Annotated in this window: 18 protein-coding genes, 1 tRNA gene and 1 pseudogene; 1 reads left to right on the top strand and 19 read right to left on the bottom strand. The window is 61.5% G+C overall.

Features of this window, described 5'->3' with window-relative positions; all coding sequences use genetic code 11:
* Positions 1 to 54: 54 nt before the first annotated feature.
* From ACEN98_RS26145 to ACEN98_RS26130, 4 genes and pseudogenes are all read right to left on the bottom strand, one after another.
* Positions 55 to 1,158: a polysaccharide biosynthesis/export family protein gene (locus ACEN98_RS26145; RefSeq protein WP_413387776.1), complete on the bottom strand. Its 1,104-nt coding sequence runs from the start codon at positions 1,156 to 1,158 to the stop codon at positions 55 to 57.
* Between the two features lie 240 nt (positions 1,159 to 1,398).
* Positions 1,399 to 2,259 (bottom strand): choice-of-anchor Q domain-containing protein, encoded by an 861-nt coding sequence (locus ACEN98_RS26140; protein WP_413389090.1) that lies wholly within the window; start codon positions 2,257 to 2,259, stop codon positions 1,399 to 1,401.
* Positions 2,260 to 2,286: 27 nt separating this feature from the next.
* Positions 2,287 to 2,529: pseudogene (locus ACEN98_RS26135) on the bottom strand (DUF1565 domain-containing protein); the annotation flags it as partial.
* A gap of 304 nt (positions 2,530 to 2,833) precedes the next feature.
* The gene (locus ACEN98_RS26130) at positions 2,834 to 4,927 is read right to left on the bottom strand and encodes a TonB C-terminal domain-containing protein (protein ID WP_413387775.1); all 2,094 of its coding nucleotides are present in this window, start codon (positions 4,925 to 4,927) and stop codon (positions 2,834 to 2,836) included.
* Between the two features lie 241 nt (positions 4,928 to 5,168).
* Here ACEN98_RS26130 and ACEN98_RS26125 point away from each other — a divergent pair, with 241 nt between their 5' ends.
* Entirely contained in the window at positions 5,169 to 6,398 is a 1,230-nt protein-coding gene (locus ACEN98_RS26125; RefSeq protein WP_413387774.1) for a family 1 glycosylhydrolase, read from the top strand.
* A gap of 4 nt (positions 6,399 to 6,402) precedes the next feature.
* On the opposite strand, the gene ACEN98_RS26120 is transcribed toward ACEN98_RS26125, so the two are convergent.
* The 15 genes from ACEN98_RS26120 to ACEN98_RS26050 all read right to left on the bottom strand — a co-directional run bounded on the left by ACEN98_RS26120 (position 6,403) and on the right by ACEN98_RS26050 (position 15,182).
* Positions 6,403 to 7,338: an MBL fold metallo-hydrolase gene (locus ACEN98_RS26120; protein ID WP_413387773.1), complete on the bottom strand. Its 936-nt coding sequence runs from the start codon at positions 7,336 to 7,338 to the stop codon at positions 6,403 to 6,405.
* An 89-nt stretch (positions 7,339 to 7,427) separates the two neighbouring features.
* Positions 7,428 to 7,504 (bottom strand) — tRNA-Arg (locus tag ACEN98_RS26115).
* 74 nt (positions 7,505 to 7,578) lie between these two features.
* Positions 7,579 to 8,565, bottom strand: a complete 987-nt coding sequence (locus ACEN98_RS26110; RefSeq protein ID WP_413387772.1) for a tyrosine-type recombinase/integrase — start codon at positions 8,563 to 8,565, stop codon at positions 7,579 to 7,581.
* A gap of 44 nt (positions 8,566 to 8,609) precedes the next feature.
* A complete protein-coding gene (locus tag ACEN98_RS26105) occupies positions 8,610 to 8,813 on the bottom strand; it encodes a DUF4224 domain-containing protein (protein ID WP_413387771.1) in 204 nt (67 codons plus the stop codon).
* 8 nt (positions 8,814 to 8,821) lie between these two features.
* The gene (locus tag ACEN98_RS26100) at positions 8,822 to 9,121 is read right to left on the bottom strand and encodes a hypothetical protein (RefSeq protein ID WP_413387770.1); all 300 of its coding nucleotides are present in this window, start codon (positions 9,119 to 9,121) and stop codon (positions 8,822 to 8,824) included.
* Positions 9,118 to 9,531, bottom strand: a complete 414-nt coding sequence (locus ACEN98_RS26095; protein WP_413387769.1) for a hypothetical protein — start codon at positions 9,529 to 9,531, stop codon at positions 9,118 to 9,120. The genes ACEN98_RS26100 and ACEN98_RS26095 overlap by 4 nt, the downstream gene beginning before the upstream one ends.
* Positions 9,512 to 9,712 carry a hypothetical protein gene (locus ACEN98_RS26090; protein ID WP_413387768.1) on the bottom strand — a complete coding sequence of 67 codons (201 nt, stop codon included), beginning with the start codon at positions 9,710 to 9,712 and terminating at the stop codon, positions 9,512 to 9,514. Before ACEN98_RS26090 ends, ACEN98_RS26095 begins: the two co-directional genes overlap by 20 nt.
* A 2-nt stretch (positions 9,713 to 9,714) precedes the next feature.
* The gene (locus tag ACEN98_RS26085; RefSeq protein ID WP_413387767.1) at positions 9,715 to 9,903 is read right to left on the bottom strand and encodes a hypothetical protein; all 189 of its coding nucleotides are present in this window, start codon (positions 9,901 to 9,903) and stop codon (positions 9,715 to 9,717) included.
* A gap of 82 nt (positions 9,904 to 9,985) precedes the next feature.
* Complete coding sequence (locus ACEN98_RS26080; protein WP_413387766.1) at positions 9,986 to 10,387, bottom strand: hypothetical protein; 402 nt, start codon at positions 10,385 to 10,387, stop codon at positions 9,986 to 9,988.
* A complete protein-coding gene (locus tag ACEN98_RS26075; RefSeq protein WP_413387765.1) occupies positions 10,384 to 11,367 on the bottom strand; it encodes a hypothetical protein in 984 nt (327 codons plus the stop codon). Before ACEN98_RS26075 ends, ACEN98_RS26080 begins: the two co-directional genes overlap by 4 nt.
* Positions 11,364 to 12,095: a hypothetical protein gene (locus ACEN98_RS26070; protein WP_413387764.1), complete on the bottom strand. Its 732-nt coding sequence runs from the start codon at positions 12,093 to 12,095 to the stop codon at positions 11,364 to 11,366. Before ACEN98_RS26070 ends, ACEN98_RS26075 begins: the two co-directional genes overlap by 4 nt.
* Complete coding sequence (locus tag ACEN98_RS26065) at positions 12,088 to 12,420, bottom strand: hypothetical protein (RefSeq protein WP_413387763.1); 333 nt, start codon at positions 12,418 to 12,420, stop codon at positions 12,088 to 12,090. Before ACEN98_RS26065 ends, ACEN98_RS26070 begins: the two co-directional genes overlap by 8 nt.
* The gene (locus ACEN98_RS26060) at positions 12,417 to 13,691 is read right to left on the bottom strand and encodes a hypothetical protein (RefSeq protein ID WP_413387762.1); all 1,275 of its coding nucleotides are present in this window, start codon (positions 13,689 to 13,691) and stop codon (positions 12,417 to 12,419) included. The genes ACEN98_RS26065 and ACEN98_RS26060 overlap by 4 nt, the downstream gene beginning before the upstream one ends.
* Positions 13,688 to 13,978 carry a hypothetical protein gene (locus tag ACEN98_RS26055; protein ID WP_413387761.1) on the bottom strand — a complete coding sequence of 97 codons (291 nt, stop codon included), beginning with the start codon at positions 13,976 to 13,978 and terminating at the stop codon, positions 13,688 to 13,690. Before ACEN98_RS26055 ends, ACEN98_RS26060 begins: the two co-directional genes overlap by 4 nt.
* Complete coding sequence (locus ACEN98_RS26050) at positions 13,971 to 15,182, bottom strand: hypothetical protein (RefSeq protein ID WP_413387760.1); 1,212 nt, start codon at positions 15,180 to 15,182, stop codon at positions 13,971 to 13,973. Before ACEN98_RS26050 ends, ACEN98_RS26055 begins: the two co-directional genes overlap by 8 nt.
* Positions 15,183 to 15,184: the final 2 nt, after the last annotated feature.

Here is a 15,184-nt window from a genome sequence, read left to right as displayed (position 1 = left end):
TGCTCCTGCAGGGTTCCGTGTGCGTGATCAAGCGTGCGTTCGTGTGCGCGGGTTTCAGGGCCGCGTGGTGGCGCTGACGGCCGACGTCAGTGCGCCCGGAAACAGGAGGCTCAGGTTCCGGTTCCAGTTAGCCAGGGGCGTCGCTGCCACGTAGACGATGTCCTTGGGCTGCAATTCGAAGCCTTCGGCCAGCGCCAGCGAACTGGCCTCGCGGGCGTCGAGCCGGAACACGCGGGTCCGGCCGGACGTCTTGCGCACCACGTAGACCTGCCGCGCATCGCCGCTCAGCGGACTGATGCCGCCGCTCTCGCCGAGCGCCTCGTTCAGCGTGAGGCGCCCATCGTGCATCGTCAGCGCCTTGGGCGTGATGACCTCGCCGGAAACGAAGACCTTGCTTTCGTCTCGCGATTGCACGCGGACCACGTCGCCCGGCTTGAGCATGACCAGTCCGGGATTGATGCCCTTCTGCACGAGGTCGCGCAGGTTGACGCGGTAGCGCTGCTGGCTGCGCTCGAGGACGATCCTGCTCTGGTCGGCGGTGGGCAGCAGGCCGCCGGCACGGTTGAGCGCCTCGACGAGGGTCATCGGGATGTCGTTGATGGCTTGCAGGCCGGGTGCCTTGACCTCGCCGTCGATGTACACGCGCTTGCTGCGGTAGGACTGGACCCGCAACGTGACGTTCGGGCCCGCAAGATACCTGGAAAGTTTCTTCGTCAGGACCGCGCGGGCCTCCTCCTCGGTCAGGCCCTCGACGGGCACGAGGCCGATGAGCGGAAACTGGATGCGCCCGAGATGGTCGACCACGAAACCCGGCGGCGCCGCGTTCGCTCCGCTGGGATCGGGTGCGCCAGGGGACGCGTTTACGGCAGTCCCGGCCAGTTCAGGGTGGTCCCAGACCACGATGGACAGCACGTCGCCGCTGCCGATCGCGTAGGGCGCCGGATTCTGCACGAGCAGCTCGTCCAGGCCCTGGTTGGCCACGTCCTGATGCTGCTGCCGTTCCACGGTGATCAGTTGTTCCGTGATCATTTCTGTCGGCGGCGCGGGTTCGTCGGTCCCCGCTTTGTCCTGCGAGCGGAACTGGATAACGGGGGCGCATCCGCCTAAGGCGAGCGCCAGCAAGGCGGCCGCCATAAATTGCGTAGAGGAAGCTCTCATGATTTGCCTGTCGGAATGTGCTGCCAACCCCTGGCGATCCGAGTCAGGGTAAGCCCGCTACCCGGAATGGCTTTGGCGCACGTCAAACGGCAGGCTCAGGTCAGCATTAACGCCAGCGGCAACAGTTTGCCCGCGAGTGTGCGTATAGGCGGCGGGGAAATAAAAATACCCGCATCGAACTTCGATGCGGGTATCGTTCTCGCTAGTGCGAGATGAGCGGATCAGCGTAAGCCGGTGCGATCAGTACTCGTAAGCGCCGACATCGACTGCCGCGCCGCGCGGACGGGCCACGCCTGCGAAATCGATCACCGGTGCCTTGGCCGACGTGCCGCGGTCGATTGCGGGCGAGCTGCTGTACACGCGGTAGTCGCCGGTGCCGTTCGCCAGGTAATTCCTGAACAGCGGATCCGACGAAATCGAACCGGACACGGAACCTTTCACTTTCCAGCTGGTGCCGCTGCGTGCGACCAGGTTGTTGGCATAACGGTTGTTACCGCCCATCTTGCCCATTTCGATCACGCCGTAAGCACGGTTGTCGTAGACGATATTGTTGGCGACGTAGTTGTTGGCAGAGCCGGTCGTGGTGCCCGCGTCGCCCTGGCCCAGCAGGATACCGATCTTGTTGTGGAACGACGTGTTGTTGACGATCGTCGACGCGGTGGCGCCGTGCCATTGCTGGATACCGGCCATTGCAACGCCCGAGACAATATTGTTCGTGACGACGTTGTTGGCATTGGCGATATAGATGCCCTGGATCGTATTGCATGCGCCGATATAGCGATAACCGATGTTGCGAACCACGTTGCGGTCGATGAGGACGTTACCGACCGGACCATACGTGTCGATCGCTGCGCCGCCGCTGCCGTTGCAGCCGCCGCTGACCGTCAGATCGTGGATGTAGTTGTTCTTGAACGTCAGGTACGCCCCCGAAGCCAGGAGACCGTGACGGCCCGAGCCGGTGATCTGGAAGCCGTCGATATCGACATAGCTGCCGCGCGAGTCCCACGTGATGCCGGTGCCCGACACGACGATCTTGGCGCCCCACTTCACATCCGACACGAAGCGGATACGCGCGCTCGAGGTGCCGCTCTTCCGGGTCACGATGCCGGCATTGCTTAAGGAAGGTGCCGACACATAATATGTACCAGCGGCAACGTGGACCGTCGATCCAGCGCTTGCCAGCGCGTCCGCACGCGTGATCGTCTTCACTGGCGCTGCCTGCGTGCCTGGGTTGGAATCGGAGCCCGTGGGCGATACGTAGATGTTAGTGGCTGCAACTGCGCTCCCACCGACTGCCAGCAACGCGACAGCGCCAAAGCACGACAACAGGTTGATACGAACGTTCGGAACAAGCTTGACTGCGTTTTGCATTTAACTGCCTCAACAAGTGAAAGGAGTAGCTTTGAGGCGTGGAAACTTCCTAAGTTCAATGAATTTGCAGAAAAATTTTTTAGGAGTAACAAACAATACAAAGAAATTTCCCCTGCGAAAAATTTCTTAGGAGGATATTCATTTATTGTTTGCTATCCCGTGACGCAGGCGTGGGACGGTCGCTGAAGGGCTGGACGGTGGGAATGCTGGACGAGCGACATGAACGCTGAAACATGTCGCATGCTTCAGCGTTCGAATGAGAACAGGATTGGTCGCGGCTCTGTGGCCGCGCCGACCACGGAGGTCAGCGCATCTCTTCCATCAGCCGCAGGGCACCTGCGAAACGCCACACGCGCCGCAGTTCGATCACATCGTAGTTCGCCGCGACGTTCGGCGGAAACGCCGAGTAACGCGCGTTCAGGCGCACGATGCGGCGCACGAAGTCGTCGATGTCGGCTCGGCCGCTGGAGCGCAGGATGGTCACGTCCTCGACACTGCCGTCGCTCCGGATGGCCACGCTGACGATGGGATCGGTGCGCACCACGTCGGCCGACAGTTGGGCGTCGCTCAGAACGGCGTTACGCTCGATTTTCTGGCGCACGCTGTCCATGTACATGCGCAGCGGAATGTCGTGGCGCGCCGCCTCGGCCAGGGCGCGCCGAACGGCACGTGCCGCGTCCTCGGCGGGCTGCACGGCCCGCGGCACGGGTTTCAGGATGTCGATGCCGCGCGTCATCTCGCGCGCACGCGAGGCCAGGTCGCTGCCCAGCGCGCCGCGCGGGAACGTGCCGTTGCCGCGCCCGGCGCCATCGCCGCTGCCGCCGTCCGCGCCTGCGCGCGCGGGGCCCGGTGCCGCGGCGTCGGGAACGGCACGCTCGCGTGCCTGGCGGGCCTGCTCCTGGGCCAGTCGGGCGTTCTCTTCCGCCTGGCGCCGTGCCGCCTGTTCGGCCTGGGCATGTTCCTGGCGCGACCTTTCTTCAGCGAGCCGGCGGGCCCGTTCCTGATCCGCCAGCTGTTGCCGGACGGTCTCCTCCGCGCGGCGTTGCTCGGCCAACTGCTGCGCGCGCGCCTGCTCGGCTTGCTCGATACGCTGCTGCTCGGCCAATTGCCGCGCCCGCTCCTGCTCCGCTTGCTGAATACGCTGCTGTTCGGCCAGCTGTTGTGCCCGCTCCTGCTCGGCTTGCCGGATACGCTGCTGTTCGGCCAGCTGTTGTGCCCGCTCCTGCTCGGCTTGCTGGATACGCTGCTGTTCGGCCAGCTGTTGTGCCCGCTCCTGCTCGACTTGCTGAATGCGCTGCTGTTCGGCCAGCTGTTGTGCCCGCTCCTGCTCGACTTGCTGAATGCGCTGCTGTTCGGCCAGCTCTTGTGCCCGCTCCTGCTCGGCTTGCCGGATACGCTGCTGTTCAGCCAGCTGTTGTGCCGTTTCCTGCTCCGCCTGCCGGATACGCTGCTGCTCGGCGAGCTGCTGCGCCCGCTCCTGCTCGGCCTGCCGAAGGCGGCGCTGCTCTTCCCGGCGCCGCTCTTCCTCTTCCTGGCGTACCCTCGCCTGCGCTTCCTCGGCCGCGCGCTGCCCGGCCAGCGCCGTCTCGTATTGCGCGGATTGCTCGGCGAGACGCTGGCGTTGCTGCTCGGCCTCGGCCCGCAGCCTGTCCTCGGCCTCGGCCCGCAGGCGGGCTTCGTCCGCTTCGCGCCGCAGCGCCCGCTCCTGCTCGCGTTCTTCCGCCACGCGGGCGCGCTCGGCCCGTGCGGATTCTTGCGCCATCGCATCGTCCTCGACGGGTGCATCGGCCTCGGCCGGCGGCTCGGCGCGGGCCACCGGGTCTGGCACGGGATCGGGCTCGACAGCCGGCAGCGGCACGTCGAACGTGTTGTCCTGATGGGTTTCCTGAGCGATCACCCGCGTGTGCAATCCGTCGGCCACGCGCGTGGCAGGCGGTTTGCGGCGGCGTTTGACGACGCGCCGCGGCGGCGGCGCGGGCGTGGGTGCCGGTGCCTTGGGCGCCGGTACCGGCACGACGGGATCGACGACCGTGAAACCGTGGCGCGCTGTGGCCGGCTGCTTCGGCGGAAAGGGCAGCGGCGCCGCTGCGGCGGGCGCAGATGTGGCTGCGGCGGGCGCAGGTGCGGCTGCGGCTGCGGCGGGCGCAGGTGCGGCTGCGGCGGGCGGCAACGCAGGTACCGGCGGCGGTGGCACGGGCGACGGGGCCGGCGCAGGCACCGCTGGCGTCGTCAGCCGGACCGATATCGGACCGCCGGGTCCCGGCCGTAACCCGGGAATGCCGAACTGCAGGGACAGTACGAGGGCATGCAGCAGCAGGGAAACCAGCACGCCCATTGCCAGCCTGCGCTCGGACGCATCATTGGATAGCACAGGTCGTACCGCAGTGGCATTGGGCATGCTGGTCGTGTCGCGTCAGGAGATGAAGAAATGAAATGTTGCTGTATTGATAGCACAGCTTACACGCGACAGTAAAGGGGGCGCGCGCAAATGGGGGCGCGCACGGTTCGGAACGCTGTTTGCAATCCCGGCTACAATGAATTGGACCGATCAGCAGCCAGAGGTTCGCATGTCGCCAGGATTTATTTTCGCTACGGGTATCGAAAACAGCATCCCCACGATCGACAACGGTCGCGTGCGTATGGACGAGATGGAAAAGTGCGGCCACTACAAATACTGGCGCACGGACTTCGACCTCGTGCAGGAACTCGGGTTGAAAGTCCTGCGCTACGGGCCGCCCTTGCACAAGACGTGGCTCGGGCCCAAGCGCTACGACTGGGAATTCGCCGACCTGGCGCTCAACGACCTGCGCCAGCGCAACATCGCATCGATCGTCGACCTGTGCCACTTCGGCGTGCCCGACTGGATCGGCAACTTCCAGAATCCGGATTTTCCCGAATTGTTCGCCGAGTATGCCGGCACCTTCGCGCGGCGCTACCCGTGGCTGCAGTTGTACACGCCGATCAACGAGATGTCGATCTGCGCCCTCTTCTCCGCCCTGTACGGCTGGTGGAACGAGCAGTTGACGACGGACCGCGGCTTCGTCACGGCGACGAAGAACCTCGTCAAGGCAAACATCCTGGCCATGCATGCGATCCTGCAAGTGCGTCCGGACGCCCTGTTCGTACAAAGCGAATCGACGGAATACTTTCACGCCGAAAGCCCGTCCGCCATCGGCCCCGCCGAGCTGTACAACGCCCGCCGCTTCCTGTCGCTGGACCTGAATTACGGCCGCCGCGTCGATTCCGAAATGTACGAATACATGATGGACAACGGCATGACGCGCGAGGAGTATCACTTCTTCCTGAACAATAATCTGAAGCACCACTGCATCATGGGCAACGATTATTACCAGACCAACGAGCACTATGTGTCGGCGGACGGGCTGACGCGGGCGGCGGGAGAGATTTTCGGCTATGCGGTCATCACGCACCAGTACTACAACCGCTACCGGCTGCCCGTGATGCACACGGAAACGAACTTGTGCGAAGGGCCGCGCGGCGACGAGGCCGTGCACTGGCTGCGCAAGGAGTGGGCGAACGTCCTGCGCGTGCGCAACAACGGCGTGCCGCTCGTCGGGTTCACCTGGTATTCGCTGACGGACCAGGTCGACTGGGACACGGCCCTGCGCGAGAACAACGGCAACGTCAATGCGCTGGGCCTGTTCGATCTCAACCGCAAGATCCGTCCCGTCGGCATCGCCTACAAGGAGCTCGTGCGCGCGTGGATGGAAGTGCTGCCGACGCAAAGCGTCTGCCTGCAAGTGCCGATCGTGATGCCGCACGAATTCCAGCGCCATGTGCCGCCGCCGAGCGGCTGGCCATTCGACGACGACGCAACCCTGGCGCCGCGCACCGAAGAGCGCGAGTAATCGATTAGTGTTCGCTGGGCCCGAACGTGTAGGTATCGCCGTGCGCCAGGTAAACGACCTGCTGGTCGAGTCCGGCCGCTTTCACTTCCCGTGCGAAGTCCGACAGCGGGGACTTGAACACGTCGTAGTCGTCGTAATGGATGGGAATCGTCTTTTTCGGCTGGACGATCTGCATCAGGGTCACGCCGTCCTTGCCGTCCATCGTGACCTTGAAGACACCCAGGATGCGCGTGCCGCCCAGGTGCAGCAGGGCCAGATCGACACCGGGAAACCGCTGCGGGATCGCCTTCAGGTCGTCGTAAATCAGCGTATCGCCGCTGACATACATGCGATAGGCCGGGGCCGCCGTGTTCGGGCCGAAGTCGAGGACCGATCCCATCACCGAGGGCAGCAGCGCCTGCATGCCCGCCTTGCCGTGGCGGCCCGGGGCTGCCGTGATGCGCAGCCGGGCCTCGCCTTTTTCGACGTCGATCCGGTCCCACGTCGACAGGCCGAACGTGCGCTGGAAGCCCATGTCCTTGAGCTTGTTCGCCGCCGACTTGGTCGTAATGATGGGAATGTTCTTGTCGAGTTTTTCCTGCACGAGCTTGTCGAAGTGATCCTCGTGCAAGTGCGACAGCACGACGAGATCGATCGGCGGCAACTGTTCGAGAGTCAGGGCAGGATTCGTGAGGCGTTCGGACGTGATGCCGTAGCCGAGGTGCACGTGGTCGCCCTTGTGCAGGAAATTGGGATCCGTCAGGATCGTGAAGCCCTGGTAGCGGATCAGCACCGTCGCGGTGCCGATGAACTGGACGGTGCCGTTCGCTTCAGCGGGCGCGCCCGCCGGTGGCAGCCTGAGCGCGAGCGTGGCGGATTCGGGCGCCTTCGTTTGCGCGTGTGCGACCGCGCAACCCGACAGGAACATCATCATCGTCAACACCGCCCGGACCATCACCATGTCGCCTCCTTGCCATTGTCGAGTCAAGACTAGCATGGGGGTTTGCACGCCGGCGTTCGCTAGCCTGCAGTCAACGAAAGGATGGGGGATGGCCTGCCCAGCTGGGTTCGAACCAGCGACCCTCAGCTTAGAAGGCTGATGCTCTATCCAACTGAGCTATGGGCAGTACGTTGATTTTTATAGATTTTATGTAAGTCTACTGATGTCCGCAAATGTTCGCTTTGCGGAGCGCTCCGCAAACTATTTCACCGGCCGCACGATTTTACCACGCCGCAAGTAGTGCTTCTGGGTCGTTTTAACACTGTCATGACCAAGCAGATCGCTCGCCGCTTGTTCGCCTCGCTCGGCAGAAGTATCGTCCGCAGCCTTCGCCCGAAGGTCGTAAAACCAAAATTCCTTGATGGCCTTGGCCAGCTCGGGATATTTCTCGGTTGCCGCCTCCTTGGCCTTCGCGAAGTGATCGCGCAGAATCTGCTTCGTCATCGGCTGGCCGTCGCGTACCATCAAGATCTGTGCGTGCACGGTCTTGTGGCCAGCCTTGCGCACTTGGATGCGCGCGATCAAGTCCGCGAGCTGGCCAACGATGGCGATCCGAAGGCGCTTGCCGGTCTTTCCTTGGTCGATCGATAGCGTCCCATCCTCGATGTCATCCATACGCGCCTTGAGCGCGTCGCCCGGGCGCTGGCCGGTAAAGTATGAAAAGTCCATCGCCTCTCGAAGTGCTTCGCTCGCACAAGCGCGCACGGCGTCGTACACCTCATCGGTAACATACACCTCACGTTTCTTCAGCGAGTGTCCTTCGATCCCGATGCAGGGGTTCGGAGCATCCGTATATCCCCATCCTCTAGCATGGTTCCAAAGCGTTGAGAACAGGCGCTTACATCGGTTTGCCGTCGTAGGCTTGTCGGCATGCTTGTCGAGGAAGGTTCGGATACTGATGGGCCGAAGTTGCTCAAGCTTCGCTTTCGCAAACGACTCCCGAAGATGGTTCATATCGGCCTTATGCGTGCGCTGCGTACTAATCGCGAGTTTCGGTAGCTCTTCAGCCACGTATCGTTCTATGACGTCACCGAATGTAGGTGAGTCAAGTCGCTTGGAACACTGGTGCTCGGCGTACTTCCTCAGCGCGAGAAAATAATCATCGCCCAGCGGTATTTCCTTGCGTGGCTTTGCGCCAGTGTCCAAGTAGTAGTACACCTTCCCGCTGCGCTGCACACGCTTGCGCATGTGCGGCGGCAGGTTAGCGTTAGTCGTCGGTTTTCTTCCCATTATCACTTTACAATCCACACCGGCAGTTCTGCCTTGGGCGCTTCCATCGCCGCCCGTCCTTGCGCTGCCCATGACGGCACCACTGGCTTGCCCGATGCGTTAACGTGGAACGGCAGGCCCATACGGCGCAGCGCCTCGATCTGCTTCGACTTGATCTTGCGGCCGGTCAACTCGGCCAACTCATCAGGCGTCAAAAACATGGCCATAGTTCACCTCAGTATCTGGTCCCGGACACGCGCCGAGAAGTATAAGGAGCGGGGGCATCAAGATGTTTAGGGGCCCTTTCCTCGGCTGGAAGCGCTGGCACACTGCTAACCGGCTCGGAAGATTGGAGGAACGGGATGTTGGGGGTCTCGCCTTTCAGCGCAGCATACGCCAACTGCACCTTGGCCGATGCAATGATCTTTCCGGCCGTGTTGTTGATCTCTACTGCATCTTTTGCCTCCATGGTTCCGTCACGCAGCTTGTTGAACACGTTGATGAGATCGTTACGGATATCGGTGATTGTGGTCATTTACGGCCCCTTATATAACGATAAATCATTATTTGCACTCTCTTTAGATCAATAAGTTCTTTGCTGACGAGATTTCTATCGATCCTTAGCGCAGTTAGAACATAGTTATCGCTCAGTGCTTCGCTCTTTTGTTTCGCCAAGACTCGTTGCTTCGGCAGTCTTGATGCACGATTACGGTGTTGAGATTCAAGCTTCATTGCTTTCCATCGGTCAGGATTCTTTTCTGCCCAGTCTTTCCTACCTGCTGCCTTCTTTTCTGGATTCGATTTACCCCAACGCCTAGTGTCTGCTTGATTGCATGGCTTACACCACGCCCTTAATCCATCCTTTTTTTGCTTGTGGACACCAAACATATTCAAGGGCAGGTTCTGCTTGCACTTGGAGCATGTCTTAGTGGTATGGGTATCCATGCGTCATCCTGTTGTCCTCTACCTCGAATGCCCCGTTCTTCAAGTTCTCAATTGCCTGAGCCAACTGCGCCTCAGATATCGGCGGGTAGAAATCGAAATGCGTTACGCCTTGATCACCAGCTTCCAACAGCTTGTCTAGAACAATACGTTCTATGGTTCCTTTTTTTGGCATCTCGTTCATTGTCATTCCATCCCCGATTCCTCGAACCTGCGTCTGTCGCCTCGGAACATCATCGCCAGCGGCATCGGTCGCACGGTCGTCCTGTTGCGGCGCTCGTAGTCCAGCCGGCGCCGGTCGTGTGTCGGGCTGGTGAAGTACGACGACACGCTTCGTCGTCGATCGGTACCGCGCTGATTCATTGCTTCCTGCATGTGCACTCCCATCGTCCTTGATTGCTGTTGCAGTTGCACTGCGGCAGGTCCATGAGAATCTCCCACATGAGACGCCAGATGGTCAGGGCCCACATGGCGGCTCCTTGGCTGCGATAGCAGCGTCGATAACTTTGTCGAAGTCGTCGTACAGCCACGCTGACGTCATACCCTCAAAATCCGGGCAGTCGTCCCGCAGCCAGCGATAGCGTGCCGCATCTGCCCGCAGCCGCTCGACTTCGGCGATCAGTTCAAGCACAGTAGCGGGGCAAGCAGCGGCGATGTAGCGGGCATTGGCTTTGACGACGTGATCGGATATCTTTCCTATTTCCTCGTCGCCGCGCTCGGATTGCGCGACAGGCATATCGGCCACGGTGGACCATATTTGACCGCAGCTGCATCCGCCGCGATCATGCCCGCATTCTCGCCACGGTCCAGCAGTTGCCACCAGTGCCAGCGCCTTGAGCTTGTCGGTGTCGATGGTCATGCGGGCTCCAGTTCTTTTGTTCTCATATACGCCGCTGTGCTTTCTTCGCTTTTCGTTTCGCGCCGGTATTCATCCCAGGGCGTCCTTTTGTAGGTCCGTGTTATCACCCAGCGCTGGAAACATTTCAGGTCGACGCGCTTCTCGTTGTAGACCATCGGATATGGATCGATGCCGAGCGCGACCATCTTTTTGAAGCGGTGCCAGATGCGGTCCCAGTTCTCCAGCGGGTCGAATCCGATCAACATGTAGGCCATCAGGTTCGTTGGCGGAATGCCGGCTTTCGCCAAGCGCTCTACGCCGGTGAAGAACACCTTTTCGTCCTTCAGGTTGTCCCAGGCCGTGTACAGTCGGCGGCGAGAGAACTTGGTGTCGCTGTATTTGATCGTGGCGAGTGCGGCGGCGGCATCGTCGGTGATGAGCCGAGTGTTTATACCCTGTGAGAAGCACACCTTGAAGTCGCCTTCGCGGATCTCGTCCACGACATCGCTGTAGTTTGGTTGGCCGAAAAAGTCGTTGTCGAGCAAGTGAATATGCTTCGGGTACGGATCGCCGCGCCAGATGTCGGCAATGGTTCCAACCGAGCGGTTCTTGCCTTCCTTCTGCGGTACCACGCAAAACTTGCACTTCATCCGACAGCCGCGTTGCGTGAAGCCGATTGATGCGGTGAAGTCGTCATAGCCCTCGTAGTCGTAGAAATGGTAGTCGCCGATCAGTTGCTCGATCGTCGCGCCAGATCCTGTCCCGGTGCCGCCGACGATGGCATTCGGCCACTGCTTCATAAAACGATCCAGCCGACCGGCGCTGAACGAGAAGATGCACGAGCCGTAAACCACGTCGTAGCCATCAGGCTCGAACAGGTCGCGCTCGATGTGCCGGGTGATGTTTACTCGGTCGCCCCGCGCCTTGTGCCAGTGCGCCAGGCGCATCAGAGCAACATTCGGCAGCGCACCGTCGATCTGCGTGATACGGACCGTTTTCACGCTCCCTCCTTTCCTTGTTGAGGGGAAGGAGCGGCAGCGAGCATGTCCTGCCACGCGTACAGAGCGCGCCCAATTGCCTCGTGAAAGGTTGTGGCTTCGGTTTCTTCGCCTTCTACGATCGCGGTGTGCTTCGCGCCCGCCTTGGCCATATCCATCGTCGGCTCGATCGGCACCAGTTTCCAGCCCTCTGGCGCTGCCCCAGCGGTGCGACCGTCGATGTAGGCGATGAGGGCGACCCATGCCGACTGCACTTGCTCTGCATCCTCGCTTTGGTAATACTCCCGCGCGGACAGCCAATGGCCGACCTTTGCCTGGAACTCTGGTGTATCGATGCTCTGCGTCTGCTGCTGGGCGCAACCATCCGGAATTTCCGGAGAGTTGGCGCGCGCTGCTCGATCCGCTGCGATGGCGTCGCGTACCTTGGCCGCGCTGTATGCGGTCGGCGCCCCGAACATGTCGCCAGATGCGTGCACGTCCGGCGGCGGCAGGCCGTCATCTCCCACTACAGGGGAGGCGCGGCGATCGTTCCATGCAGCGATGGCTTTCGCTTTCCAGTGGGGCACATCCTTGTAATCGGTGCGCACTTCCGGCCCGACTATGCAGCATTGCAGAGCACCGTACTTCACGCCATCGGTGAGGCGGAATGAAGCGTCGTTGCTCACGTCCGGCACTTCTCCGCACCACGGGCACGGCGCAGCGCGCTCGGTTTCCATCTTCAAATCAACCATTCTTCTCTCCTTGCGTGTCGTGAGATGCCGCCTTGGCTGCGCGGTCATCGCTGTAGCACGTAATGTCGCGGTGGTTGTTGGTGATCGAGTACAGGCGCCCGTCGACAAGCTTGGCGCACTGTTTGATCCACGATTCGCCAGCGAGGAATTTGCGCACGATGAAGTAGACGTTCTTCGTCTTCGACAAGATGATTTCCTCCTGCTCGGTGCCGGGCTCCAGCACGTCCTTGACCTCTACCGGCGCGATGAATTCGTTGCTGCGCTTGACCAACAATACGTCGCCGGTACGGATCTGGCCGTAGCCAGTGATTGGGATCAGGTTCACGCGACACCTCCTTTCTTGCCTTGGGATGCGGACATGGCGGCGAGATTCTTGGCTTCCTGCTCGACCAACTCGCGGGTCGCGCCGAGCCTGTCGCCATCGGCCCACTTCATCAGGCAATTGACCCACACGGCGTCATCCTCACCGTCGCCGCCCTCGAAATGAAGCTGTATGCCAAGCTCTACGACTTTGCGAAACAGCGCAGCATCCCGCGCATCGCCTGCTTGCGCTGGAGCGGCGAAGTTCCGGGACGTCTCGATGGCGATCAGGGTCGTGCCGTCCGATCCGGTCTCGCCGGTCAATTCCGCAAAAATCCGATTGCCGGCGTCATCGTCGCAGGTGCTGACGTCGACGGATACGGTTCTACCCGCAAGCGCTTCGTTCGAGTTCTCTTGAGCGGGCAGCGGTGCGCGGGCGAGGGCTGCGACAATAGCGCGGGCGGCTTCGATAGGGATTGCGGGTCCGTTCTCTCGTGCCACTTTGCAAACCAATCTATCCAGCGCAGCATCCCGGCTGGGTGCTGGGGCGCAGCTATCGAGATAGGCAATCAGCGCCTCCCACGCTTCGTTCGACGCCTCTCGGTTGTTATCGCTGCCGTCCTGATCGCACGCCAGTTCGGCTGCTTGGTGCGCCGAAAGCAGGTTGAGAAACTTCCCATCACTGGCGAAGCTAACGCTTGCCGTGGCGTCCTTCTCGGCGCTACAGGTCGCGCACGGGCACTGCTGGTCCGCCCTCGTCGCGCCGTAGCATCTTTGCTGTGAGCTTGCCGTGGTGGCCGCAGGGGATGCGTAAACAGGCATGGCATCAAGCGGTACTTTACCCTTCCAAAGCTGCACACTCGGGCTGTTAATTTCACCCTTGCGCTCCAGCCACTCCATCTGCTCACGCGACACATAGCCAATCGGCTCGACAGCCGCCCCGTCCTTCTGGCTGACTGCGGGCGATGCGAGAACCGGCGCTGTAACGACGTGGTATGTGCCGTCCTTGAGCGTACTAAAGTCGCCCTTGGTGAATTCGATACAGCCATCCTCAATCCAGAAGCCCAACACAAACTTACTCGGTTCATCAACAGTTTTATCAAGTGCGCGCTCGTTCGTCGCTTCGGTAACGCTCGGCTCTGCGCGGCGGGCGAGGTCGATCAGTTGGAGCGCGCCTGACGTGACTTTATCTGCCAGCGCGAAATGCTCTTTCGTGAACACGTTCACGCCACGTAGCTCGCGCGCCAGTGCTTCCAGCTTGTCCAGGTCGATGCCTGCGGTAGTGGTCTGGTTCATTTCGATCCCTTCTCGGCTTTGTCGAGCGCGGCGATGCGTTTGTTCATGGTTTCCTGACGCTTGGCGATGTTGGCACGCGCCTTCTCGATCAGGTCACGGCCCGCTGCGATAGCGGCGTCTTTATTCGGATGCAGCTTTTCAAAGTGATAAGACTTGCCGTCCGAAGCCAAATCCCAACTCTCGAACATGGAGCTGTATGGATGGGACCGCTGGGTGATCGTGAGTTCCTTCGGCTTGAAGGACGGCAGCAGCACCCAAGCTTGGCGCGGGTATTGGCGCTTACTCATGATCGCCGCTCCTCTCTGCGCTGGCCGGGGTCAGTCGCTCGATCTCGGCTTTTGCCGATTCGATGGTGAAACACTCCGTGTTTGAGACGGTCCAGAAGTTGGAGCGGTCGACGCGCCGCGCCCAGTCCGTCACGAGCGATTCAAGTTCCGCTTCCTCTGCCGGGGTGACGTCCTCAAGGTACGTCTCGGCGAACTCGCCGCACTCGTCGTATGCCTGTTCCTTCAGGCCATCGATGATCACGCCTGCATTGCCTTTGCCGGTGAACCGCACATTTCGTCCGATCCAGAACTGGCTCGCGCCATCATCGGCCGCCTCAACCTCAGCCAACGCGTGCTGAAGGATTGCCAGCCGCGACGGCTCCGGGTCGTGGTAGCGTTCCTCGTCGGTGCTATACGACCATTCCTCGGCCTGCGCCTCAAGCGCTGCATGGGCGCCTTCCTGCGATGCGGGGGCGGCGGTCGTGCCTTGGCGCTCGTATTGCCTGCCGTACCGCCAGCCGTGCAGGAAGAAGCCGAAGTAGTTGAAGTGCTCACCGACGGTCCATCCATTGGTGCCGACATCACGCTTGACCTGTCCCCACGCCCAGCCGTGCGCCTGCTTGTCGTCCATGTAGGTCCGGTTGCCTTGCGAGTCCTGCACCTGCTCGGGCGCAGCGGGTGCTGCTGCGCTGGGAGCGGCGAGGTAGGTCTTGCCAGCCGCCACGAGCATCTTGAACACGTCCGAGTGGCGCACCAGTGCGCCCGGCTCGTTCAGTCCCCACAGGACCGGCAGCGCGGAGAACTCATCCAGCAGCCGGCCAATCGCGGGCACCTGTTCCGGTACTGCTGGAGCGGCCTGCGCCTGGCGAGCGAGGTACGCGGCAATCGCAGCGCGCTCGATGTCACGAGCAAAGTCAACGAGTCCGGTTGCGTCGAAAGTGACCGGGCCGTACAAGCCGTTGCGGTTCGCCTCATGCTCGGCGGCCAGATCGTAAATCGCGCGCTCATCCGTCAGATCGGCGGTCTGCTTCTCTGCTGCGGAGACTGGAGGCAGCGCTTTTGCGATCATCTGCAGCGTACCGGCGACGACGTACTGCGGCGGCTCGGTGTTCGGGATCGCGGCCAATGCGCTCGACACGCCCATGTACTCCAGCAGTTCTGCGCCGGCCGTAGCAAACGCGTTGGCGAGCATCGTGCGCTGCGCGGTGAATTCTCGGTTGCTCATGC

Origin of the sequence: Massilia sp. CT11-137 (assembly GCF_047302885.1) — a bacterium.
Lineage (GTDB): Bacteria > Pseudomonadota > Gammaproteobacteria > Burkholderiales > Burkholderiaceae_D > Telluria > Telluria orientalis.
The sequence above is the reverse complement of the archived record's forward strand: the minus strand, read 5'-3'. Positions and strand labels throughout refer to the sequence as shown.